18 protein-coding genes are annotated in these 20,499 nt (G+C 69.5%); 10 read left to right on the top strand and 8 right to left on the bottom strand.

What is annotated here, in order from left to right:
- Window positions 1-8 precede the first annotated feature (8 nt).
- The 3 genes from ACZ6WN_RS16135 to ACZ6WN_RS16125 form a co-directional block, all read right to left on the bottom strand.
- Window positions 9-1,346, bottom strand: a complete 1,338-nt coding sequence (locus ACZ6WN_RS16135; protein ID WP_465865904.1) for an acetamidase/formamidase family protein — start codon at window positions 1,344-1,346, stop codon at window positions 9-11.
- Between the two features lie 87 nt (window positions 1,347-1,433).
- The gene (locus ACZ6WN_RS16130; protein WP_465865902.1) at window positions 1,434-1,856 is read right to left on the bottom strand and encodes a hypothetical protein; all 423 of its coding nucleotides are present in this window, start codon (window positions 1,854-1,856) and stop codon (window positions 1,434-1,436) included.
- A 4-nt stretch (window positions 1,857-1,860) separates the two neighbouring features.
- Window positions 1,861-3,924 (bottom strand): DNA gyrase/topoisomerase IV subunit B, encoded by a 2,064-nt coding sequence (locus ACZ6WN_RS16125; RefSeq protein ID WP_465866602.1) that lies wholly within the window; start codon window positions 3,922-3,924, stop codon window positions 1,861-1,863.
- 386 nt (window positions 3,925-4,310) lie between these two features.
- On the opposite strand from ACZ6WN_RS16125, the gene ACZ6WN_RS16120 reads away from it, so the two are divergent.
- The 5 genes from ACZ6WN_RS16120 (at window position 4,311) to ACZ6WN_RS16100 (ending at window position 7,875) form a co-directional block, all read left to right on the top strand.
- Entirely contained in the window at window positions 4,311-4,517 is a 207-nt protein-coding gene (locus tag ACZ6WN_RS16120) for a DUF7455 domain-containing protein (protein WP_040756289.1), read from the top strand.
- Window positions 4,518-4,605: 88 nt separating this feature from the next.
- Window positions 4,606-5,106 carry a DUF456 domain-containing protein gene (locus ACZ6WN_RS16115; RefSeq protein ID WP_465865900.1) on the top strand — a complete coding sequence of 167 codons (501 nt, stop codon included), beginning with the start codon at window positions 4,606-4,608 and terminating at the stop codon, window positions 5,104-5,106.
- 94 nt (window positions 5,107-5,200) lie between these two features.
- Window positions 5,201-5,968: an ABC transporter ATP-binding protein gene (locus tag ACZ6WN_RS16110; RefSeq protein WP_465866600.1), complete on the top strand. Its 768-nt coding sequence runs from the start codon at window positions 5,201-5,203 to the stop codon at window positions 5,966-5,968.
- Window positions 5,965-6,822: an ABC transporter permease gene (locus ACZ6WN_RS16105; protein ID WP_465865899.1), complete on the top strand. Its 858-nt coding sequence runs from the start codon at window positions 5,965-5,967 to the stop codon at window positions 6,820-6,822. Before ACZ6WN_RS16110 ends, ACZ6WN_RS16105 begins: the two co-directional genes overlap by 4 nt.
- Window positions 6,823-6,873: 51 nt before the next feature.
- Window positions 6,874-7,875: an ABC transporter substrate-binding protein gene (locus ACZ6WN_RS16100; protein WP_465865897.1), complete on the top strand. Its 1,002-nt coding sequence runs from the start codon at window positions 6,874-6,876 to the stop codon at window positions 7,873-7,875.
- Between the two features lie 13 nt (window positions 7,876-7,888).
- On the opposite strand, the gene ACZ6WN_RS16095 is transcribed toward ACZ6WN_RS16100, so the two are convergent.
- From ACZ6WN_RS16095 to ACZ6WN_RS16085, 3 genes are all read right to left on the bottom strand, one after another.
- Window positions 7,889-9,850, bottom strand: coding sequence for an N-acetylmuramoyl-L-alanine amidase (locus ACZ6WN_RS16095; protein WP_465865895.1), 1,962 nt, complete (start codon window positions 9,848-9,850; stop codon window positions 7,889-7,891).
- 142 nt (window positions 9,851-9,992) lie between these two features.
- Window positions 9,993-11,510 carry an RNA polymerase sigma factor gene (locus ACZ6WN_RS16090; RefSeq protein ID WP_465865894.1) on the bottom strand — a complete coding sequence of 506 codons (1,518 nt, stop codon included), beginning with the start codon at window positions 11,508-11,510 and terminating at the stop codon, window positions 9,993-9,995.
- Window positions 11,511-11,706: 196 nt separating this feature from the next.
- Complete coding sequence (locus ACZ6WN_RS16085) at window positions 11,707-12,285, bottom strand: HhH-GPD-type base excision DNA repair protein (RefSeq protein ID WP_465865893.1); 579 nt, start codon at window positions 12,283-12,285, stop codon at window positions 11,707-11,709.
- Between the two features lie 118 nt (window positions 12,286-12,403).
- On the opposite strand from ACZ6WN_RS16085, the gene ACZ6WN_RS16080 reads away from it, so the two are divergent.
- On the top strand, window positions 12,404-12,835 hold the full coding sequence (locus tag ACZ6WN_RS16080; RefSeq protein ID WP_465865892.1) for a nuclear transport factor 2 family protein: 432 nt from the start codon (window positions 12,404-12,406) through the stop codon (window positions 12,833-12,835).
- Window positions 12,836-12,937: 102 nt separating this feature from the next.
- Window positions 12,938-13,441, top strand: a complete 504-nt coding sequence (locus tag ACZ6WN_RS16075) for a hypothetical protein (RefSeq protein ID WP_465865891.1) — start codon at window positions 12,938-12,940, stop codon at window positions 13,439-13,441.
- Here the strand turns inward: ACZ6WN_RS16075 and ACZ6WN_RS16070 are convergent.
- Window positions 13,438-14,364 (bottom strand): DUF4192 domain-containing protein, encoded by a 927-nt coding sequence (locus ACZ6WN_RS16070; RefSeq protein WP_465865889.1) that lies wholly within the window; start codon window positions 14,362-14,364, stop codon window positions 13,438-13,440. The genes ACZ6WN_RS16075 and ACZ6WN_RS16070 overlap by 4 nt on opposite strands.
- Before the next feature lie 136 nt (window positions 14,365-14,500).
- Here ACZ6WN_RS16070 and ACZ6WN_RS16065 point away from each other — a divergent pair, with 136 nt between their 5' ends.
- The 3 genes from ACZ6WN_RS16065 (at window position 14,501) to ACZ6WN_RS16055 (ending at window position 19,249) form a co-directional block, all read left to right on the top strand.
- On the top strand, window positions 14,501-15,811 hold the full coding sequence (locus tag ACZ6WN_RS16065; protein WP_465865887.1) for a DNA polymerase IV: 1,311 nt from the start codon (window positions 14,501-14,503) through the stop codon (window positions 15,809-15,811).
- A gap of 149 nt (window positions 15,812-15,960) precedes the next feature.
- Window positions 15,961-18,096 (top strand): S9 family peptidase, encoded by a 2,136-nt coding sequence (locus ACZ6WN_RS16060; RefSeq protein ID WP_465865886.1) that lies wholly within the window; start codon window positions 15,961-15,963, stop codon window positions 18,094-18,096.
- Window positions 18,097-18,301: 205 nt separating this feature from the next.
- Window positions 18,302-19,249: a sigma-70 family RNA polymerase sigma factor gene (locus ACZ6WN_RS16055; RefSeq protein WP_406022630.1), complete on the top strand. Its 948-nt coding sequence runs from the start codon at window positions 18,302-18,304 to the stop codon at window positions 19,247-19,249.
- Between the two features lie 60 nt (window positions 19,250-19,309).
- On the opposite strand, the gene ACZ6WN_RS16050 is transcribed toward ACZ6WN_RS16055, so the two are convergent.
- Entirely contained in the window at window positions 19,310-20,479 is a 1,170-nt protein-coding gene (locus ACZ6WN_RS16050; RefSeq protein ID WP_465865884.1) for a DNA polymerase IV, read from the bottom strand.
- Between the last annotated feature and the right edge of the window lie 20 nt (window positions 20,480-20,499).

The following is a 20,499-nucleotide window of genomic DNA, read 5'->3' as shown; positions in this document are numbered from 1 at the left end:
GCCTCGGATCAGGAGAGGTCGGCCTTGCTGATGATCCCGTGCACGCCGACCGTGCGGTCGACGACCTGCGAGACCACGAAGTCGGAGGCGGCCGAGAGGTAGGCGTACGCGATCGCCCGGTCCAGACCCTTGTCGTGCTCGAGGAAGTCGAGGGCGTTGACGACCGCTCGCCTCATCGCGACATCGAGATCGCTGCCCTGGCCGCCGACCGACCCGTCAGGGTCGGAGAGGCCGATCGGGATGTAGGCGCGGTCCGTCTCGGCGAACGGGTAGTCGTAGGCCACCGATGGAGCATCCCCCGACCCGGGCTTGCACACCGTCAGCCGGAACGTGCCCCGCAGCGAGCCCTCCAGCGCCGTGAGCGCGACCTCGCCGTTGCCCATGGCCATGTGCGGGTCGCCGACGTAGAACAGCGCCCCCTCGGCCTTGACCGGGAGGTAGAACGTCGAGCCCGCCCCGAGCAGGTTGATGTCGATGTTGCCGCCGCCGAGCGTCGGCGGGATCGAGTTCGCCTCCGGAGCGGTCAGCTCGGTCGTCTCGGCGTAGGCCACGCCCATCGTCCCGAAGAAGGTGTTCACCGGGAAGCTCACCGGGCCCATCCTCACCGTGTCTCCATGGAGCTCGGCGAAGACCGACACGTTTCCGTAGGCCGTGGGCTCCCCGGTCCCGCGCCCGTCGGTCGCCACCGGCGGCATCACCTCGCCCAGCGTGATCCCCGCGGGCGCCGCTCCGTCCCTGGTGAGCGCGAGCGCGCCCTTGCCGTGACGCGAGGAGACGATCCCGTACGGCACCCGCGGCGTCGCCTCGAGCGTCTCGATCTTGAGCACGTCGCCGGGCTCGGCGCCCTCGACGAAGACCGGCCCGGTGATGACGTGAGGCCCGTCGACGTCGAAGTTGCGCCGGGTGCGGTCATAGGAGGCGGCCACCTCCACCGCGTCGCGGAGCACGTCCTTGCGGCGTACGCCGTGCTCACCGAACCACGCGACCGGGTCGCGGCCCTGATCCTCGAGGATGCCCTCGTGGGAGATGGAGTCGATCGTCACCGTACGCCCGGACCGCACCCGCGCCACCGCCGTAGCGTGCACCGATGGGACGTAGCCCCACAGCACGTCGTCGGTCTCCGAAGGCAGGTAGACGTCGCCTGCGATCCGGCCCTCGCCCGGCTGCAGGATGCCGCCGAAACGTCCTGGTTTCCGCGGTGCCGCGGAGCCATGGGCGTGAGCCGCACCCGGAGCACCGACCGCTGCCGCACCGGCACCGGCGACACCCAGTGCCGCCTGCACGAGCCTTCGTCGTCCCAGACCCGCGGCAAGGTGCTCGGCAGCTCTGCGTCCGTCATGCGTCATCGTCGTCTCCTCAGCCTCGGCTACAGCGAGCCCGACGCTAAGGAAGCCGCATTTCCGGCCTGTGACACCCGCGGGTCAGCGGCGTATCTACTCCTCCAGGAACGTACGCAGCGACTGGTCGACCAACGGCCGCCCCAGCGCTCCCTCCGTCAGCGCGTCGCGCAGCGCGGCGACGGAGTCGAGGTCGGCGACGAGCGTCACCAGGTCACCGACCTCCTCGCCGATCTCGGCGGGCGTGGTGGCGGCGACCGGCCGGTCCAGCAGCAGCGGGCAGTCGACCGGACCGCCCTCGGGCTCCGGGTGGCCCAGCGCCGCGACCCAGCAGCCGATCTCGTAGCGCAGCGGCGCGCCCGGTCCGGCCCCCTGGGCGCGCAGGTCGATGTACCACACGATGTCGTCGCTCTTGGGGTCACCGAGCCGGTGATGGCCCTTGCGCAGCGGCATGCCGCCGGTCTTGAACGCCTTGGTCGCCGCTGTCCGGGCTGCCTTCTGGTCCATCGCTGAGGTCACGGCCCTAGAAGTCGAGGTCGGTCTCGGAGAGCTGACCGCCTCCGGCGACGATGAACTCCTTGCGCGGAGCGACGTCGGAGCCCATCAGCAGGTCGAAGACCGCCGCGGCCGCGTCGGCGTCGTCCAACGTCAGCCGGCGAAGCGTGCGGTGGCGCGGGTCCATGGTGGTCTCCGCCAGCTGGTCGGCGTCCATCTCACCCAGACCCTTGTAGCGCTGCACCGGGTCCTTCCAGGTGACGTTCTTCTTCTTCAGCTCGGCCAGCTTCCGCTGCAGCTCCGGGTCGGAGTAGGTGTAGATGTACTTCTCCATCCCCTTCTTGGGGTTGGAGATCTCGATCCGGTGCAGCGGCGGGACCGCGGTGTAGACCTTGCCGGCGGCGATCAGCTCGGGCATGTACTTGAAGAACAGGGTCGCCAGCAGCGTCCGGATGTGGGCGCCGTCGGAGTCGGCGTCGGCCATGAAGATGATCTTGCCGTAGCGCGCCGCGTCCAGGTCGAAGCTGCGGCCGGTGCCGGTCCCGACCACCTGGATGATCGAGGAGCACTCGGCGTTCTTCAGCATGTCGCCGACCGAGGCCTTCTGGACGTTGAGGATCTTGCCGCGGATCGGCAGCAGCGCCTGGAACTCCGAGTTGCGGGCCACCTTGGCGGTGCCGAGCGCGGAGTCACCCTCGACGATGAACAGCTCGGCTCGGTCGTCGGTGGTGCGGCAGTCGGCGAGCTTGGAGGGCAGCGCGGAGGACTCCAGCGCGTTCTTGCGCCGCTGGTTCTCCTTCTGCTGACGCAGCGAGAGCCGGGTCTTGGAGGCGGCGTACACCTTCTCCATCACCAGCTTGGCCTGCTGCTTCTGGGCGCCGCGCGACTCGGTGAGGAACGTCTTCATCTCCGCGGCCACGACCTTGCGCACCACGCTGCGGGCGGCCGGGGTGCCGAGGATCTCCTTGGTCTGGCCCTCGAACTGCGGCTCGGCCAGGCGCACCGTCACCACGGCGGTCAGCCCCTCGAGGATGTCCTCCTTGACGATGTCCTTGTCGTTGACCTTGAGCACCTTGGCGGCGCGCATGGCGTCGTTGAACGTCTTGGTCAGCGCGTTCTCGAAGCCGCTGACGTGGGTGCCGCCCTTCGGGGTGGCGATCACGTTGACGAAGGAGCGGATCTCGGTGTCGTAGCCGCTGCCCCACCGCACCGCGATGTCGACGCCGAGCTCGCGCTCGACGTCCTGCGGCGTCATGTGGCCGGCGTCGTCGAGCATCGGCACGGTCTCGGTGAAGGTGTCCGACCCCTGCAGACGCAGTACGCCGCTGACCGGCTCGTCCTTGGCCAGGAAGTCGACGAACTCGGCGATGCCGCCGTCGTGGCGGAACTTCTCCTCGACCGGGTCCGAGCCCGACTGGTCGCGGATGACCAGCTCGAGCCCGGGGACGATGAAGCTCGTCTGCCGGGCCCGGCCGAGCAGCCCCTCGAGCTCGAAGCGAGCGTCCTTGGTGAAGATCTGCCGGTCGGGCCAGAACCTGACCCGGGTGCCGGTCTTGCCCTTGGCGACCCGCTTGCCCTTGCGGGTCAGGCCGCTCTGCGGCGTGAAGGCGGCCGTGGGGCCCTCGCCGTCGAAGACACCGGGCACGCCACGACGGAACGACATCCCCTGCTGGGCCGGGGAGCGGTCCACGTCGATGTCCATCCGGCTCGAGAGCGCGTTGACGACCGAGAGGCCGACACCGTGCAGACCGCCGGTCGCGTTGTAGGAGCCGCCACCGAACTTGCCGCCCGCGTGCAGCTTGGTCGCGACCACCTCGACGCCTGGCAGCCCGGTGCGGGGCTCCTTGTCGGTCGGGATGCCGCGGCCGTCGTCGTAGACCTCCACCGAGCCGTCGGGGTGCATCGTGACCTCGACGTGGCCGGCGACTCCGGCCAGCGCCTCGTCGACGCCGTTGTCGATGATCTCCCACAGGCAGTGCATGAGGCCGCGGGTATCGGTCGAGCCGATGTACATACCGGGACGCTTGCGCACCGCCTCCAGACCCTCGAGGACGAGGAGGTGCGCTGCGTTGTAGGTGTTGTCAGAGATGATCGGCTCCTGGCTGTACTGCGTTACTGCGTGGTCCCGCTGGGGCGTTGCATGGGGGTGGCCCTCGGAGGAAATCTACCGTGCGACACGCCCGGGTCTCACGCAGGCACGCGGCAACCGGCTCACGCGCCATCGGGCGGCACACGTACGTCGTGATCGGTCCGTTACGTGGAACTTGTGGGTTTCGATGCACGAAATGGTCGGTCGACAGGTAAGAATGTCTGTCACGGACAGCGATGTCCCGCGGGGTAGGTCCGACCCGGATCCCCAACCCGGAGCGACAACTGCAAGGATTAGAGGTGCGACCGCGGTAAGAGTCCAGGCTAGGGAATCTTCCAGGACTCACGTACGTTATCCCGGCGCAATCATGATTCAGAAATGAGGCCGATGTGACCACTGCCGTTGCCACCAGCTCGCCGCTCACGTCCGAGGACCGTTGCGACCGGTGCGGAGCGCAGGCCTACGTACGTGCGGAGCTCCACTCCGGCGGCGAACTGCTGTTCTGCGCCCACCACGCCCGCGAGCACGGTGAGAAGCTCAAGGAGATCGCGAGCTCGATCACCGACGAGACCCACAAGCTCACCGAGAAGAACTGACCCCACCCACCGACTCCCCGAAGGCCCGGACCACGACGGTCCGGGCCTTCGGCGTGTCATACCACCCCGCAGGGCTAGGGTTCGCTCCGTGAGTCCCGTCCCTGAATCGGTCGTCGTCGGCCTCGTCGCTCTGGTGATCGCCTTCGGCATCGCCGGCATCATCGTCCCGATCCTCCCAGGCGGCGCCCTGCTCGTCGCCGCAGCGATCCTCGGGTGGGCCATCTGGCTGGGCGAGCCCACCGGGTGGGTGATCTTCGGCATCTCGGCCGCCTTCATCGCCATCGGGCTGATCACCAAGTACGCCATCCCCGGCAAGCGCCTCAAGGACTCCGGGATGCCGCTGTCCACCCAGATCGTCGGCGCGATCCTGGCCATCGTCGGGTTCTTCGTGATCCCCGTCGTCGGCGTCTTCGTCGGCTTCCCCGTCGGCGTCTTCCTCGCCGAGCTCCGTCGTCACGGGGGCAACGCGGGTGAGGCCTGGGCCTCCACCTGGACCGCCCTGAAGGCGATCGGCCTGTTCATCGTGATCGACGCCACCGCCGCCACGCTCGCCACCATCACCTGGGTCGTGGGGCTGTTCATCACCTGAGCCCCGATCAAGCGGGTTCCTCCAGATCGCTATAGTCGAGTGACTTAGTTTTCTAAGTCGACTCTGACCACCATCCCTGGAGGCATCCGTGTCCATGCTCGAGGTCGACGACGTACGCCTCGGCTACGTCGTCGACGGCACACCTCATCTCGCCGTCGGCGGGGTCTCGTTCACCGTCCCGCGCGGATCGACCACGATGCTGCTCGGTCCCTCCGGCTGCGGGAAGTCGACCATCCTGAAGGCGGCCGCCGGGTTCCTGCGGCCCTGGTCGGGCACGATCACCGTCTCCGGCCGCACCTCCGTCGCCGCACCCGGGCCCGACCGGGCGGTCGTGTTCCAGGAGTTCGACCAGCTCTTCCCGTGGCGCACGGTGCGCGGCAACCTGGAGTTCCCGCTGCGCGCCAACGGCCGCACCCGCGAGCAGGCCCGGGAACGCGCCGGCCACTGGCTGAGCGTGATGGGGCTCGACCGGGCCGCGACCCGCTACCCGCACCAGCTCTCGGGCGGCATGAAGCAGCGCGTCGCGATCGCTCGGGCGCTGGCGCTCGAGCCCGACGTGCTGCTGATGGACGAGCCGTTCGGTGCCCTCGACGCCCAGACCCGCGACCGGCTCCAGCGCGAGCTCAAGCAGGTCGCCGCCGACACCGGGATCACCGTCCTCTTCGTCACCCACAGCATCGCCGAGGCGGTCTACGTCGGCGACCAGGTCGTCGTCCTCTCGACTCCCCCGTCGCACGTCGTGGAGACCCTCGACGTCCGTGGCCTCGACGACCCCACCGACCCGGCCTTCGTCGCCGCCCAGACGCGCCTGCGCTCGCTGCTCGCCGGAGACGCCGGCACCGAGGGAGAGGTGGCGGCATGACCCAGACCGCTGCCCCGCCCACCGCGTCCGCCGCGGCTCTCGACGCCCCCGCCGACCTGCCGCGGAGACTCCCCCGCTGGGGCGACCTCCCCACCGTCGTACGCCGCGGGCTCCTGCTCCTCCTCCTGCTCCTGGCCTGGGACCTCGGTGTCCGGTTCGGCGGGGCCAGCCCGCTCGTCCTGGTGGGCCCTCTCGACGTCGCGAAGGCGATGGTCGAGGGCGTACGCAGCGGAGCGCTGGTCGACTCGACCCTGCTGACGCTGCGCATCCTCGGCCAGGCTCTCGTCATCGGGATCGTGGCCGCCGCGATCCTGACCACACTGGCCACCTGGACGACGATCGGCGAGGACCTGCTGGTCCTGCTGACCTCGATGCTCAACCCGCTCCCGGCGGTCGCGATCCTGCCGCTGGCGATGCTGTGGTTCGGCATCAACACGACAGCGCTGATCGTGGTGATCGCCAACGCGGTGATCTGGCCGATCGCGATCAACGTCAGCCAGGGCTTCCGCACCGCGAACCCCACCGTGGTCGCGGTCGGCCGCAACATCGGCCTGCGCGGCGTACGCCTGGTCTGGTACGTCCTCGTCCCCGCCGCGCTCCCCCACACCGTCTCCGGCCTGAAGAGCGCCTGGGCGTTCGGCTGGCGCACGATCATCGCCGCCGAGCTGGTCTTCGGCGTGGCCGGCGAGGGCGGCGGACTGGGCTACTTCATCAACAACGCCAAGACCTACCTGCACATCGCCGACGCCTTCGCCGGCCTGGTCACCATCGCGCTGATCGGGATCGTCTTCGACCTCGTCTTCACCTGGCTGGAGCGCCGCACGGTCGTCCGCTGGGGCATGAAGACCGCCTGACCAGCCCCTTCTCCACCACCCCTCTCCCCACCCCACGTAAGGAGCTCCGCCATGTCCTCCCACCGCCGATCCCACCGAGGCGTACGCAGCCTGGCCGCCGTCTGTGCCGCGACCCTGCTCGCCGGCGTACTCACCGCCTGCGGTGCCGGCGGGGCCGACGACGGCCCGGCCGAGACGATCACGATCGGCTACCAGCCGGGCCTGGGCTACGCGACCCTGCTGATCATCAAGGAGCAGAAGACGCTGGAGAAGGCGCTGCCCGACACCGAGATCAGATGGCAGGAGCTCGACTCCGGCGGTGCGCTGCGCGACGCGGTCATCGCCGGCGACGTCCAGGTCGCCTCGATGGGCGCCTCCCCGTTCCTGGTCGGCGTCGATGCCGGCGTCGGCTGGAAGACGGTCGCCGCGATGAACCAGATGAACCTCCAGCTCATGGTCACCGACCCGGCGATCAAGACGCTCAAGGACCTTCCGAAGGACGCCAAGATCGCCATGCCGGCGCCCGACTCCATCCAGTCGCTGCCGCTGCGCAAGGCCGCCGGCGAGCAGCTCGGTGACCCGCACGCGCTGGACAGCAACATCGTCGGCATGGGCCACCCCGACGGTCTCCAGGCGCTCGTCTCGGGCCAGATCGCCGGCCACCTCACCGCCCCGCCGTTCGTCGCGCAGGAGGCGGAGGCCGGTGCCCACCCGATCCTGAAGAGCTACGACCTCTTCGGCCGCACCACCTTCAACGCCATCTACGCCCAGCCCGACTTCCTCGACGCCAACCCCGACTTCACCGAGGCCTTCTACGCGGCGCTGAAGGAGTCCAACACCCTGCTGACCGACGACCCCGACCAGGCCTCCGAGCTCCTCTCCGCCGAGTCCGAGGGCGAGCTCACCGCCGCCGAGGTCAAGACCCAGATCACCGACCCCGACGTCACCTGGTCCCTGACTCCGACCGGTTTCGGCGAGTTCGCCGACTTCATGGCGTCGGTCGAGATGATCAAGAAGGCGCCGGCCGACGAGGACATCTACGTCGACAACGAGTTCAACGCGGACGCCGCCTGAGCCTCGCCGACGCTCAGCCGTCGGCGACCGTCACGTCCTCGGCCATGACGTACGCGATCCGGTGGTTGAACCAGATCTGGTAGTAGGTCGTGCCGCCCCTGATCACGAGGCAGTCGGGCACGCCGTCGACGGTGGCGCAGTTGAAGTTGACCGCCTTGTAGTAGTCGGTCGGAACCGTCGCGTCGGCCAGGACGTACTTCTGACCTGCGGGGATGGTGTACTGCAGCGGCGCGATCGTCCTCGGCGTGACCCCGTCGGGGTAGTCGCTCGCCTCCGTCGGATAGGCCGTGCCGTAGATCTTCGCGGTGGTGCCGGCCTTCGGCGTGACGACCCTGCCGTCGGAGGGCAGGAGTACGTCGCGAGGGTTCTGGATCCAGCCCTGCTTGCCGCCGAACCAGACTCCCCACCATCTCGAGCGGGTCCGGTCGTTGACGACGACCTTCTGCCCGGCCGCCAGGCGCGGGCCCCAGTTGGAGACCTTGGCGGAGCCGCCGACGACGGTGTCCGCCAGCAGCGGCGCGTCGGTGGAGGGCTCGGCGTAGACGTTGACGAAGTTGGTGCCTCGGTCGCCCGGGCACGGCGCGCCCGCCTCGGTGCAGCCGGTCATCACGTTGCCGGTGTTGGTGTCGAAGTCGGGGGCGACCGTCCAGATCTCGCTGCGCGAGTGCCGGTCGGCCTCGATCGGCGAGCGCAGCAGGTCGAAGTAGTGGCTCCAGTCCCAGTAGGGGCCCGGGTCCCAGTGCATGCCGGCGACGTTGGCCGGCGCGACGCCCTGGACCTGGTCGTGGCCGATGATGTGGGCCCGGTCGAGCGGGATGCCGTAGCTCGTGGCCAGGTAGCGGACCAGCGTGGCGGAGGTCTGGTACATGGCCTCCGTGTACCAGGCACCGTCGGCGGCGTAGCCCTCGTGCTCCAGCCCGATCGAGTGGCTGTTGACGTACCAGTTGCCGGCGTGCCAGCCGACGTCCTTGCCGGGGATGTGGTGAGCGACGTGGCCGTCGACCGAGCGCAGCGTGTAGTGCCAGCCGAGGTAGGTCGGGTCCTGGACCAGCCTCACGGTGCCGTCGTAGGAGGTCTCGGTGTCGTGGATGACGATGTAGTCGACCGAACCCTCTTCGGGCCGGCTGGCGAGGTCGTGGTTGCCGTAGTCGCCGATCGTGTCGCCGGTCTGCTCGTAGGGCGCCGGCAGCGACTCACAGCCGAGCACCGCCGGACACTCGACCTCCTGCCCGGGGGCCGACTCGGCGAGGTCGAGCCGTCCGATCGCCTCCTCACTGACGGTGACCGGCGTGGCGGGCAGGCTGACTCGGTGGCCGTCGTTGGTCGTACGCGACTCCCCCGTGCTCAGCGTCGCGAACACCTGCCGGGCGAACTTCAGCGCGGTCGCCTCCTCGGCGGCGCCGCTGTAGCGGCCGAGCGCCGCGCTCCAGTCCGCCAGGCTCTCGGCCCCGCCCGCGGCCTCCTGGTAGTCGGCCAGCACCGCGGCGCCGCCGCAGATGTTGGCGACCGCGTCCGCGCGCAGGTCGGCGACCGGTATCCCCGTGATGTCGTTGGCCGTACGCAGCGTCTCGACCTCACCCAGCCTGACCGACTCCTCGCGCTGACGCGTGGTGCGGGCCTGGTGGGAGCCGTCACCCTTGCCGAGCGGGTCGGGATGGGCCTCGATGTCCTTCGCCAGCGCCGGCAGGTCGGTCAGGTGCATCGGCCCGTAGCCGCCCGACGTGCTCGGCGCCTCGCCATGGGCGTCCCAGCGCGACTCCATGTAGGAGACCGCGAGCAGCACCTCGGCCGGCACGCCGCTGGTCTCGGCCGCTCGCTCGAAGACCGACTGCCGGTCGGTGGTGCCCTCCAGGCACGCGTTCCAGTCGGGTCCGGAGGCCGAGGCCACCGCCGTGATCGGCACCGCGACGAGCAGGCCGCCGAGCAGCGCTCCAGCCGCGGCCAGGGCGAGCCGACGTGGACGTGAGAGACGCATAGGCACGAGGAGACCTCCCGAGACGCGGACGACCGACCCGTGCAACCTAGCCGAATCCGCAGCCGCGGCAAGGCGAGTCTGCGGAAATGGCGAACGCCCTCCCAGATGTCCGGGAAGGCGTTCGGAGGAGATCTTAGCCAGATCAGTCCAGATAGTCGCGCAGAACCTGCGAACGCGACGGGTGTCGCAGCTTCGACATCGTCTTGGACTCGATCTGACGGATGCGCTCGCGGGTGACCCCGTAGACCTTGCCGATCTCGTCTAAAGTCTTCGGCTGACCGTCGGTCAGGCCGAAGCGCATGCTCACGACGCCGGCCTCACGCTCGGAAAGCGTGTCGAGCACCGCGTGCAGCTGCTCCTGGAGCAGCGTGAAGGAGACGGCGTCGGCCGGGACGATCGCCTCGGAGTCCTCGATCAGGTCGCCGAACTCGGAGTCGCCGTCCTCACCCAGCGGGGTGTGGAGCGAGATCGGCTCGCGGCCGTACTTCTGGACCTCGATGACCTTCTCCGGGGTCATGTCGAGCTCCTTGGCCAGCTCCTCCGGGGTGGGCTCGCGGCCCAGGTCCTGGAGCATCTGGCGCTGGACGCGCGCGAGCTTGTTGATGACCTCGACCATGTGCACCGGGATACGGATGGTGCGGGCCTGGTCGGCCATGGCGCGGGTGATCGCCTGACGGATCCACCAGGTGGCGTACGTCGAGAACTTGTAGCCCTTGGTGTAGTCGAACTTCTCGACCGCACGGATCAGACCCAGGTTGCCCTCCTGGATCAGGTCGAGGAAGAGCATGCCGCGGCCGGTGTAGCGCTTGGCCAGCGAGACGACGAGCCGCAGGTTGGCCTCGAGGAGGTGGTTCTTGGCGCGCTTGCCGTCCTCGGCGATCCACTCGAGCTCGTCGAGGATCTTCGGGGTGATCTTGCCGCCCTTGCCGAGCTTCTCCTCCGCGAAGAGGCCGGCCTCGATCCGCTTGGCGAGCTCGACCTCCATCTCCGCGTTGAGCAGCGGGACCTTGCCGATCTGCTTGAGGTAGTCCTTGACCGGGTCGGCGGTCGCGCCGGCGACCATGACGGTCTGCTCGGGCTCGTCGGTGTCGTCGGAGGTGGAGACGACGAAGCTCTGCTTCTCGGCCTCCTTCTCGTCCTCCTTGATCGTGGGATCGGCGGCGACGTCCTTCTCGAACTGCTCGTCAGGGATGTCGGGCAGGATCTTCTTGCCGTCGGGGCCGAGCTGGACGACCGGGGTCTCGTCGTCGGTGTCGGTGTCCGAGTCGTCGTCCTCGATGTCGTCGACATCGACCTCGACGTCCTCGAGGACGATCTCCTCGCCGTCCTCGTCGATCTCGGTCGTCTTCTTCGGCTCGGGCTCGGCGGCCTTCTTCGCCGCGGCCTCCGTGGCCGGCTTCGTCGGCTCAGGCGCCACCTTCTTGGCGGCGGCCTTCTTCGCCGGCGCCTTGGCCGTGGTCGTCTTGCGGGTCGAGGTCGTCGCCGCCGCGGCCCGGCCGGTCACGGCGGTGCCGAGGTCCACCGAGATGCCGAGCGTGCTCAGGTGACCGAGCAGTGCCTTGAGATGCCTGGGCTCGACCGCGGCATCCTCGCTGGCCTGGCGGACCTGGTCGGGACTGACCCGCCCGGTTGGCTTGGCCTGGTCGATCAGTGCCTTCACGGCAGGGTGGGCGAGTACCTCAGCGGGTATCTTGCGCGCGTTCGAGGACACGAACACCTCTCCGTCGAACTTGGTCGAGACTTAACAAAAACTGGGTTTGGGCGCGGCAGGGCCCGGGGTCGTCAAGAGCCGCAGATTCATTCTGCCACGGTGGTGGTGAACAGTCCCCATCCGGGGCATCATGTCCCCCAGCAACTCATCCGGCTGCTTTGGCTGCGGCCTTCTTCTGCTGTTTGTAGTCGCGCACCTTCTGCAACGAGGCAACGTCGACGACGTCAGCCACAGAACGGTAACCGTCGAGCGCGTAGTCACCAACCGCCTCCTGCCAGCCGTCGGGCTGCACCCCCAGCTGCTTGGCCAGCAGCGAGACGAAGATCTGCGCCTTCTGCTTCCCGAAGCCCGGGAGCGCCTGGACCCGCTTCAGCAGGTCCTTGCCGCTGGTGGCCTCGGTCCACAGCCGGGTGACGTCGCCACCGTACTCGTTGGTGACGATCGTCGCGATCCCCTGCACCTTCGCCGACATGGAGCCGGGGAACCGGTGGATCGCGGGCGGTGTCGAGGCGATCGTCTTGAACTCCTCGGGGTCCATCTCGGCGATCTTGGCCGGATCCAGATGGCCCAGGCGGGTCACCAGCTTGTGACCTCCCTTGAACGCATCCTCCATCCGGTACTGCTGATCCAGGGCCATCCCCAGCAGCAGCGCGAACGGATCCTCGGAGAGCAGCTTGTCAGCGGCCTCGTCGCCGGTGATGTGGAGCGAAGGCATGAGAGACATCTTGCCTCATCTCGTGACGTGGCGCGCGGTCGTCGCAGCGACCCGGAGACCCGGGACAGCGGATGACCATGTCCGTTCTCCGCCAGCCGCACGGGCAGCCCAGCGCTACGCTCGCGCGATGACAGACAACCGGGACAGGATCAAAGCGGCCTGGCGCGCGTTCGCGAGCCATGACGCCGACGAGATCGCACCCTTCTTCACCGCCGACGCGGAGTGGCTTGCCCCGGCGGGGAACGCGACGGCGGTCGCTCTCGGCGCGTCGAGCCACATCGTCGGCCGAGACGCGATCACCCGCTTTCTCGCCCATGACTTCGGTCGGTTGTTCGTGCGCGACGTCGTCGTGGACTTCCGAGGCATCTACGCCGACGGCGACCGGGTGATCGTGGAGGAGACGATGAGCGCGATCCTGGCGAACGGGAACTCCTACACCAACGACTACTGCTTCGTCTTCGAGCTGCGAGACGGGCTCATCCACCGCGTCCGGGAGTACATGGACACCGCCCGCGGGCATCGCGACATGTTCGCCGGATCTGCGTCGCAGACGACATGAGTGCCTGAGACGGACCTTCGCCGCAGGTTCCGGAGATCAGGTACGCGCCGAGCCTGTGGATAGCCGGTCGCGTGAATCAGGTATCCGTTGCACGCTAGGGCCATGGCCTCCACGCCCGCCCTGTCTGCCCTGTCCGAGCCGTCCGAGACGTCCGTCGAAGGGCTGCACGAGCCGCTCTCGCCCGTGCTCGAGAAGCGGCTGCGTCGGGCCGTGCTCGACCACACCGCCACCGAGCACCGGCGCTCGTTCCTGGCGCTCGTCCATCTCGGCATCCCCGGCGGCAGGGAGGTCGCCCACGCGCACCGCGAGGACGAGCCCACCGACCAGTGGCTGCGCACCGACATCCTGCACAGCATGCGCCGCCGGGTCGGCGTGCCGGACCCGATCGTGTGGCTGACCCGCCCTTCAGGAGCGAGCCCCGAGGCGATCGGCACCGGCGACCTCAGGATCGAGGACGTAGACCTCCGCTGGCTCGCTGCCGCGCGGCAGGCGTTCCGCGAGATCGGAGCGCCGTTGACGTACGTCGTGGTGACCCGCAACGCCTGGATCGACCCGCGCTCGGGGCTGAGTCGCAGGTGGAAGCGGCTGCGCTACCGCAACGGCTAGGCCGGACGGTCCGACCAGGTGAGCGCCTCCTCCCAGGCCGTCGGCGGAACGGCTCCGTCGAGCATCTGGGCGACGAGCACCCCGAGACCGTGGTGAGGCTCGCTCGCGAAGCACCGGTCGAGCGCACACCAGGCGAGCGCCCCGTCACCGCTCAGCCAGGCCGCGAAGGCCAGCACCGCGGCCGGGTGGGCGACGTGGTCGTCGGGGCTGCGGCGTACGACATCGGTCCACAGACGCACGTGCGCCCGGGCCTCCTCCCGGGTCATCCCGCCCCAGGCGGCGTCGCGGCACTGCGGGTCGCGCAGCGCGAGCAGCAGGGAGGCGATCTGACCGGCCGACGGCACCGTCCCGGCGATCGCGTCGTCGACCACGCGGCCGACCTCGTAGATCTTCAGGGACGACGCCTGCGCCAGGGCCGTCTCGGTCTCGGAGACGGCGACAGGCACCGCGGCGATCGAGGCGGCCAGCTCGGTGCGCGAGCGACGCACCAGATGCCCGTCGTAGACCGCCTGGGCGCGGAACGGGTGCGCGCCGACATCGAAGGGGACGCCGTCGTCGGGGACGTCGTGGAGACCGAGCGGGTCGAACCACCGGCCGTCCTGCACGCGCAGGCACCCGACGAGGTCGATGTCGCACTCGGCGAGCCTCTCCGCCAGGCGGCGGGCGAGCTTCACCCCGAAGCGCGGCCCGCTGTCGTAGAGGACGAGCAGGGCGCCGCGCACCTGGTGGCGCACAGCCGGCAGCAGCAGGCTGTCCAGACAGCGCTCGACCTCGCCCGGCGGCGGTAGGTCGATCCTGCCGTGGACCTGGTGCTCACCGCCGAAGGTCAGCATGACGATCGACTTCTCGGGCTGGAAACCGAGCAGGACAGGGACGGCGGCCAAGACGTCCTCGGGACGGGCGATGGAAAGTTTCGTGGTCATACCGACACACTCCCCGCGACCCACCGACAGTCTCGGCGCCAATAACCGTGCCTGTGGACAACCGCCTCCCCAACCTCGCCTGTGGATGGTCAACGGCCCGGGCCAGACTGTCCCCGCTGCCAGATAGGTTGCCACCATGAGAGCGCACGCGTCGGTGATGCACCTCGACCTCGACGCGTTCTTCGCCTCGGTCGAGCAGCGCGACAAGCCGTCCCTGCGTGGCAAGCCGGTGGTCGTGGGCGGCATCGGCGGGCGCGGCGTCGTCAGCACCGCCTCTTACGAGGCCAGGACCTTCGGCGTCCGCTCGGCGATGTCGACGCGCGAGGCCCGCGCGCTGTGCGGACACGCCGCCTTCCTCTACCCGCGGTTCCATGCCTATAAGAAGGTCAGCGAGCAGGTCTTCGGCATCCTGCGCGACCTCTCCCCGCTGGTCGAGCCGCTCTCGCTCGACGAGGCCTTCGTCGACCTCGCCGCCGCCGACCTCCCCGACCTCGAGGTCGAGACCGTGACCGCGACCGCCTCCCGGATCCGTGCCGAGGTCGCCGAGGTCACCGGTGGGCTGAGCGCCAGCGTCGGGCTGGCCAGCTCGAAGTTCATCGCGAAGATCGCCAGCGACCTGGACAAGCCCGACGGCCTGGTCGTGGTGGCGCCCGGCACCGAGCTCGACCTGCTGCGACCGATGAACGTCAAGGTGATCCCCGGCGTCGGCCCCGCCACCGCCGAGCGCCTGCGCCGGGCCGGCATCCACACCGTGGCCGATCTGGAGCAGGTCAGCGTGGAGGAGCTCGTACGCCTGGTCGGCAAGTCCCACGGCACCAACCTCTACAAGCTGGCCCGGGCCCAGGACGACCGGCGCATCGAGCCCGAGCGCGAGACGAAGTCGGTCAGCGTGGAGGGCACCTACGACACCGACCTGACCGACCGGCCGCTCATGGAGCAGATCCTGACCCGGCAGTCCGGCGAGGTCGCCGCCCGGCTGAAGAAGAACGGGCTCTCGGGTCGCACGATCACGATCAAGGTCAGGCTCTACGACTTCACCACGATCAACCGCTCCACGACCCTGCCGGCCCCGACCGACCAGGCCGGCACCATCGCCCGCCTGGCTCGGACTCTGCTCGGCGAGCTCTTCACCGCGGGCGAGACGGCCGGCGGCGTACGCCTTCTCGGGGTCGGCGTCTCGGGGCTCGCCGACTGGATCCAGGAGGACCTCTTCGGCGAGGACATCGACGAGGACGCCGAGCCCGACCTCCCCCTGCCGGAGCCGGTGCGGCGGCCGACCTGGGCGGCCGGGATGGACGTCGTCCACGCCGAGATGGGCCGCGGCTGGGTCTGGGGCTCGGGCCGCGGTGTGGTGACCGTGCGCTTCGAGACCGCCGAGACTCCCGCCGGGCCGGTGAGGTCCTACGCCGCCGACGACCCCGACCTGCAGCCCTTCAACGAGTCCTGAGCCGCTCCCCCGGCTCGGTCCTCGCCGTCGCGGCGACGGGGTGCGGTATCGCGCCGAGCGACCAGGGTGTGCGATAGCGCGTCGCGATGCGCCCGGCGCGTCGGTCCCGTGCTCGGGGCTTCGAGGGTCGCGGGGATAGGGTCTCGTTCATGTCTGCCGACCTCTCCTCGACGCCCTGGCCGATCGCCCCCAAGAAGCCCTCGTCCAAGCAGTTCCACGGCCTGACCCGGGCCGATGACTACGAGTGGCTCCGGGAGAAGGAGAACCCCGAGGTCATCTCCTACATCGAGGCTGAGAACGCCTACACCAAGGAGCAGACCGACCACCTCGCCGACCTGCGCACGCAGATCTTCGAGGAGATCAAGGCACGCACCCTCGAGACCGACCTGAGCGTCCCGACCCGCTCGCGCGGCTACTGGTACTACGGCCGCAGCTTCGAGGGGAAGCAGTACGGCGCGAGCTGCCGCGTGAAGGCCGGCGACCCCGACGACTGGACCCCGCCGACCCCCGCCGACGTCACCGCCGATCAGCCCGCCCTTCCCGGCGAGGAGGTGCTGCTCGACCTCGACGCGCTCGCCGAGGGCCACGACTTCTTCAGCCTCGGCGGCTCCTCGGTGAGCCCGAGCACCACCCTGCTCGCCTACGCGATCGACGTGACCGGCGACGAGCGCTACACCGTACGCGTCAAGGACCTCACCACCGGCGAGCTGCTCGACGACGAGCTCACCAACGTCCACGGTGGCGCCACCTGGGACCGCGACTCCGCCAACCTCTACTACACGACCGCCGACGAGTCCTGGCGCGCCGACAAGATCTGGCGCCACTGCCTCGGCACCAGCCAGGACGAGGACGAGCTCGTCTTCCACGAGACCGACGACCGGTTCTGGGTCGGCGTCGGGCGCACCAAGTCCGACCGGTTCATGTTCATCGGCACCGCCGCGAAGATCACCGCCGAATACCGCTTCCTCGACCTCGACGACCCCGACGCCGGGTGGCAGGTCTTCGCCGCCCGCGAGGAGGGCGTCGAATACTCGGTGGAGCACGCCACCGTCGCCGGCGAGGACGTCTTCCTGGTCACCCACAACGCCTCCGGACCCGACTTCGAGATCTCCACCGCGCCGATCGCGCCGACCCCGCGCGCCGAGTGGCGCCCGCTCATCCCCCACACCCCCGGCGTACGCCTGGAGGATGTCGACGCCTTCGCCGGCCACCTGGTCGTGCACCAGCGCAGCGAGGGGCTGACCCAGCTCCGCATCCTGGAGCTCGGTGCGGACGGTGTCGCCGACGACTACCTGGTGAAGTTCGACGACGAGCTCTACACCATCGGCTCCGGCTCCAACCCCACCTTCGAGAGCCCGGTGGTACGGCTCGGCTACACCACGATGCGCACCCCGGCCTCGGTCTACGACTACGACGTACGCAGCCGCGAGCTGACGCTGCTCAAGCAGGCCCCGGTGCTCGGTGGCTACGACCGCGACGACTACGAGGAGCACCGCCTGTGGGCGACGGCCGAGGACGGCGTACGGGTGCCGATCTCGATCGTGGCGAAGAAGGGGCTCCACGAGACGGGGCCGATCCCGGTGCTGCTCTACGCCTACGGCTCCTACGAGGCCAGCATGGACCCCTACTTCTCCATCGCCCGGCTGAGCCTGCTGGACCGTGGGATCGGGTTCGCCATCGCCCACATCCGCGGCGGCGGCGAGATGGGCCGGGCCTGGTACGACGACGGCAAGATGCTCAAGAAGCAGAACACCTTCTCCGACTACATCGCCTGCGCGCGCCACCTCGCCGAGTCGGGCTGGTCGACGCCGTCCACGATCATCGCGGAGGGTGGCTCCGCCGGCGGGCTGCTGATGGGCGCGGTCGCCAACCAGGCGCCCGACGCCGTCGGCGCAATCGTGGCCGCGGTGCCCTTCGTGGACGCGCTGACCACGATGCTCGACGCGACCCTGCCGCTGACCGTCACCGAGTACGACGAGTGGGGCAACCCGGAGGCCGACAAGGAGACCTACGACTACATGTCCTCCTACGACCCCTACACGAACGTCACCGCCCAGCACTATCCGCCGATCCTGGCCGAGACCAGCATCAACGACACCCGGGTGCTCTACGTCGAGCCCGCGAAATGGGTCGCCAAGCTGCGCGCGACGGCAGAGAATCCTGGTGACGTACTCCTGAAGACGGAGATGGCGGCCGGTCACGGAGGAGTCTCGGGGCGCTACAAGGCGTGGGAGGACCGGGCGTTCAGCCTTGCCTGGATGATCGACCAGGTGACCGCTTCCTAGGGCATATCTGCGGGGATCTCGGGGTACTCCATGAGAAACCCCTGAGATTCGCCCCACGATGCAACTTATCGCCCGCGGCGTACGTCGAACCGGACAAGAGATCGAAGACGGATTCGATGACAAGGCGCTCTACCAGGGAACACCTGGGAGGGGCGAAGCGTTGAAACCACCGTGGGGCCACAAACCTCACCGTGAGGAGGTTCCCATGGCGACACGCACCGCAACCGCCACCCGAGAGATCGAGGGCCGTGACAGCGTCGGGCTGTATCTCGACGAGATCGCCCGCAACGAGCTCCTGGATGCCGCCAAAGAGGTTGAGCTGTCCAAGGCCATCGAGGCCGGCCTGATGGCCGAGCATCTCTTGGCCGAGGGCCGCGTCGGCCGCAAGAAGGCACCCGGTGGAGCCACCCGAGCCGAGCTGGAGTGGCTGGCCGAGGAGGGCCACCGCGCCACGCGGCAGTTCATCAACGCCAACCTGCGACTGGTGGTGTCCATCGCGCGGAAGTACGGCCGCGCGCAGATGCCGATGCTCGACCTGATCCAGGAAGGAAATACCGGCCTGATCCGGGCCGTTGAGAAGTTCGACTACACCAAGGGCTACAAGTTCTCGACCTACGCGACATGGTGGGTGCGCCAGGCGATCACGCGTGGCATCGCCCAGCAGGCGCGTGTGGTGCGGCTCCCCGTCCACGTCGTCGAGGAGCTCAACCAGGTCGGCGGCGCCCGCCGCACCCTGGAGCGGCAGCTCGGCCGTGACCCGGAGCCGGAAGAGATCGCCGGCGAGCTCGGGATGGACATCGACCGAGTCCTCGACCTGCTCTCCTGGGGTCGTGACCACGTCTCTCTCGACACCCCGATCGACGAGGACGGCGACACGTCACTGGGTGACCTGATGGCGCAGGAGTCGACCCCGTCGCCCGACATGGACGTCATCGACGTCGAGTCGCGCGAGCGGCTCAACTCGCTGGTCGGCCAGCTCGACGAACGGTCCGCCGACATCGTCCGCTCCCGCTACGGGCTCACCGACGGCCGTCAGCACAAGCTCGCCGACATCGGCGTCAAGCACGGCATCTCCGCCGAGCGCGTACGCCAGCTCGAGCGCGAGGCCCTGCAGAAGCTGCGCCGCTTCGCAGACCCCGACCTCGCGGCCTGATCCCCAACCACCGACTCGGCGTCCCTTCGGGGGCGCCGAGTCTTTCCATGCCGAGGCGGGTCAGTAGCCGCCGGGCGGCGGGGCCATCTCCAGACGTACGCCGATGAGGCGGATCGGGCGGTCCTTCTCGACGCGCTCGAGGAGCGCCTCGGCCTCGTCGGCGAGGCGATCACGGTCGAGGGTGGGCTCGGGGAGCTTGTGGCCGCGGGTGACGGTGAAGAACGGCTTGAGGCGCACCTTGATCTCGACCCGGGTGACCGGGCGGCCCTCCTTCAACACGTCCTCGAGACACTCGCCGCACAGGCGGCGGGTCGCAGCGACGATGTCGGGCCACTCGACGAGGTCCTGCTGGAAGGTCTCCTCGTGGCCGTGGCCGCGAGCGACCCACGGCGAGGGGTCGACGGGGCTGGTGTCGGCGCCACGGCCCAGGCGGCGCAGCCAGGGGCCGGTCGTGGGGCCGATCTCGGCGGCCAGTCGCTCCGCCGAGGCCGCACCCAGGTCGGCGACCGTCTCGATCCCGAGCCCGGCGAGCCGCTTCGCGGTCTTCGCCCCGATCCCCCACAGCGCATCGGTCGGCCGGTGACCCATCTCCGCGTCCCACGAGTCCCCCGTGATCCGGTAGACGCCAGTCCCCCGCAGCTGGCCGTCGGGACCGGGCTCGTGGCCGCCCGCCCCGGCCTCACGCGCGAGGGCACCGTCGACCCGCTGCTTGGCGAACCCTGTGGCGAGCTTGGCCTGCAGCTTGTTGTCGCCGACCCCGACGCCGCTGCGCAGCCGAGTGCGTTCGAGCACGACGTCGCGTACGTCCTGGGCGAAGGCCACCGGATCGCCGAGATCACCGTGGTCGGGGCCGGGCCCGAGGAACGCCTCGTCCCAGCCGAGGACCTCGACCAGGACCGGTACGCCACCCCACTCCAGCGACCGCAGCGTGTCCATCACGCCCGCGGAGGCCTCGTCATAGGCCGCATGGTCGACCGGCAGCAGAACCGCCTCGGGGCACTTGCGCACCGCCAGCCGTAGCGGCATCCCGGAGCCCACCCCGTGCGCCCGGGCCTCGTAGGAGGCGGTCGAGACCACCGCCCGCTCGGACGGGTCACCGCGCCCGCCCACGATCACCGGCTTCCCGGCGAGCTCGGGCCTGCGGAGCACCTCCACCGCCGCGATGAACTGGTCCAGGTCGACGTGCAGCACCACGCTCGTGCCGGTGGTCGCTCGCTGGCGATCGCTCATGCACCGATGGTGCCACGAAC

The organism is Nocardioides sp. NPDC054178 (genome assembly GCF_055585005.1).
Note: the sequence above shows the minus strand (reverse complement) of the source record. Positions and strands in the feature narration are given on the sequence as shown.

Bases quoted from the DNA above. Each gene is read 5' to 3' on its own strand.
- ACZ6WN_RS16135 (WP_465865904.1), bottom strand. From the start codon at position 1,346: ATGACGCATGACGGACGCAGAGCTGCCGAGCACCTTGCCGCGGGTCTG.
- ACZ6WN_RS16110 (WP_465866600.1), top strand. From the start codon at position 5,201: ATGCTCGAGGTCGACGACGTACGCCTCGGCTACGTCGTCGACGGCACA.
- ACZ6WN_RS16105 (WP_465865899.1), top strand. From the start codon at position 5,965: ATGACCCAGACCGCTGCCCCGCCCACCGCGTCCGCCGCGGCTCTCGAC.
- ACZ6WN_RS16100 (WP_465865897.1), top strand. From the start codon at position 6,874: ATGTCCTCCCACCGCCGATCCCACCGAGGCGTACGCAGCCTGGCCGCC.
- ACZ6WN_RS16095 (WP_465865895.1), bottom strand. From the start codon at position 9,850: ATGCGTCTCTCACGTCCACGTCGGCTCGCCCTGGCCGCGGCTGGAGCG.
- ACZ6WN_RS16085 (WP_465865893.1), bottom strand. From the start codon at position 12,285: ATGTCTCTCATGCCTTCGCTCCACATCACCGGCGACGAGGCCGCTGAC.
- ACZ6WN_RS16080 (WP_465865892.1), top strand. From the start codon at position 12,404: ATGACAGACAACCGGGACAGGATCAAAGCGGCCTGGCGCGCGTTCGCG.
- ACZ6WN_RS16075 (WP_465865891.1), top strand. From the start codon at position 12,938: ATGGCCTCCACGCCCGCCCTGTCTGCCCTGTCCGAGCCGTCCGAGACG.
- ACZ6WN_RS16070 (WP_465865889.1), bottom strand. From the start codon at position 14,364: ATGACCACGAAACTTTCCATCGCCCGTCCCGAGGACGTCTTGGCCGCC.
- ACZ6WN_RS16065 (WP_465865887.1), top strand. From the start codon at position 14,501: ATGAGAGCGCACGCGTCGGTGATGCACCTCGACCTCGACGCGTTCTTC.
- ACZ6WN_RS16060 (WP_465865886.1), top strand. From the start codon at position 15,961: ATGTCTGCCGACCTCTCCTCGACGCCCTGGCCGATCGCCCCCAAGAAG.
- ACZ6WN_RS16055 (WP_406022630.1), top strand. From the start codon at position 18,302: ATGGCGACACGCACCGCAACCGCCACCCGAGAGATCGAGGGCCGTGAC.
- ACZ6WN_RS16050 (WP_465865884.1), bottom strand. From the start codon at position 20,479: ATGAGCGATCGCCAGCGAGCGACCACCGGCACGAGCGTGGTGCTGCAC.